2 protein-coding genes are annotated in these 1872 nt (G+C 45.2%); both read right to left on the bottom strand.

The features are described 5' to 3' along the window. Nucleotides 1–164: 164 nt before the first annotated feature. Nucleotides 165–1271 carry an alanine dehydrogenase gene (gene ald, locus JHU38_RS12225; RefSeq protein WP_107581709.1) on the bottom strand — a complete coding sequence of 369 codons (1107 nt, stop codon included), beginning with the start codon at nt 1269–1271 and terminating at the stop codon, nt 165–167. A gap of 288 nt (nt 1272–1559) precedes the next feature. Next, nucleotides 1560–1739 carry a DUF5018-related domain-containing protein gene (locus JHU38_RS12600; protein WP_394370918.1) on the bottom strand — a complete coding sequence of 60 codons (180 nt, stop codon included), beginning with the start codon at nt 1737–1739 and terminating at the stop codon, nt 1560–1562. Between the last annotated feature and the right edge of the window lie 133 nt (nt 1740–1872).

The following is a 1872-nucleotide window of genomic DNA, read 5'->3' on the forward strand; positions in this document are numbered from 1 at the left end:
TTCTTTTTCAAAATAATGCCACTTTTTTGATGGTATATGTAAAGATAATTCAGGGCGCGGTAGATATCATCGATACCTGTAAACCTGTCCCCACTAATTTGAAAAATATTTAGGACACTATTGGTTAAAAGGCCCTCTTCAAGATTCTTCCCTTAGACATACCGTCACAGCATCAGCGGTTCGTAAGGCAATCCAAATACATCGGCCACGGCCTTAAATGTCACTGTACCACCTACAATATTCAGCCCTCTATACAAGGCTACATCGTCTTTGCAGGCTTGTCGCCAGCCTTTATCAGCCAGAGCCACGGTATATCGCTGCGTTGCATTGGTCAGGGCTATCGTCGACGTGTTAGGCACAGCGCCCGGAATATTCGCTACACAATAATGAACAATGCCATCCACATCATAAATCGGACGAGAATGGGTTGTCGGATGAGAGGTTTCAAAGCACCCTCCTTGATCAATGGCCACATCAACAAGAACAGAGCCACGTTGCAACAATTTAAGCATTTCACGACTAATGAGATGCGGAGCCTTATCCCCTGGCACCAGTACCGACCCTATAACGATATCGGTTTCAGGAAGCAACTTACGGATTGTATACTCTGAAGAATAAAGCGTATGCACGTTTACGGGCAGCTCCATCCCCAACTGGCGTAATCGAGGCAGTGAAATATCGGCGATCGTCACGTCCGCACCCATTCCGGCAGCCATTCTTGCAGCAGCTCCTCCTACGGTTCCACCACCCAACACCAATACTTTCGCCGGCAAAACGCCTGGCGCTCCGCCAATCAACTTACCCGAGCCACCCTTTGTCGTCTGTAGATAATAGGCTCCATTGAGCGCGGCCATACGGCCTGCGACCTCGCTCATCGGAATCAGCAACGGCAATGACCGGTCGTCTTTCTGCACTGTCTCATAAGCTATACATACAGCTCCGCTTTTCATCATGGCTTCCGTAAGTGGCCTATCACAAGCAAAATGAAAATAGGTAAACACCACTTGACCCTTCCTTATCAGCGCATATTCCGGTTCGACAGGCTCTTTCACCTTCACGATCATATCTGCTGTTTCGTACACCAACTGAATCGATGGCAAGATACGAGCGCCGACAGCCTCATATTCCCTATCGGCAAAACCGCTATTTTCACCGGCCGTATGCTGCACATAAACCTCATGACCACGTTTTGTTAACTCGGCAACGCCTGCAGGGGTCATTCCTACACGACACTCGCTGTCCTTCATCTCTTTTGGAACTCCGATTTTCATGGTTCAATCCTTTCTTTTAAAAATACTTTAACTCGACAGAATACACTGTCAGAAACGGCGGCAATTTAGAAAAAGTAATCGAAAAAAGCAAGTCATATCGTTGTTTTTTTTCTTTTTTTTGACTTTTGAAAACAAAAGCAACGGACATTCAGCACATACTATCAGATTTTCTTGTTTATACGAACGATGCTTCTTTTCGCAAAAAAGCGAAGGAAGAAGCTGGTAAAAACTCCTCCCTCCGCTTAGATGATTCTGTTTTTAATAATATCACCGCCAACAAATATCCATTTATTTATTCAGTACAACACTTATTGTCCATATTTTTGATACTCCGTTGGCAGCCGTGACTTTATATTGATGCGAAGAAGTCCAATCTGCCGGAACTCCTAATCTCGGCGCGTCTCCTACCGTGGAATTACTTGGTGCACCTCGCCAGACAACATACCTGACGCATTGAAAGATACACAAACAGACAAGCTATGGCAAAATCGCTATAAAACCATGACGGCTCGTTTAAGCTTAAACCCAAATTGGGCTCACTCGATCATTTGTGGGGACAAGTCTGCAAGCGATGAAGTCATATAAATCTGTCAATCGTTTA

Source organism: Prevotella illustrans (assembly GCF_017426725.1).
GTDB lineage: Bacteria > Bacteroidota > Bacteroidia > Bacteroidales > Bacteroidaceae > Prevotella > Prevotella illustrans.

Bases quoted from the DNA above. Each gene is read 5' to 3' on its own strand.
- ald (WP_107581709.1), bottom strand. From the start codon at position 1,271: ATGAAAATCGGAGTTCCAAAAGAGATGAAGGACAGCGAGTGTCGTGTA.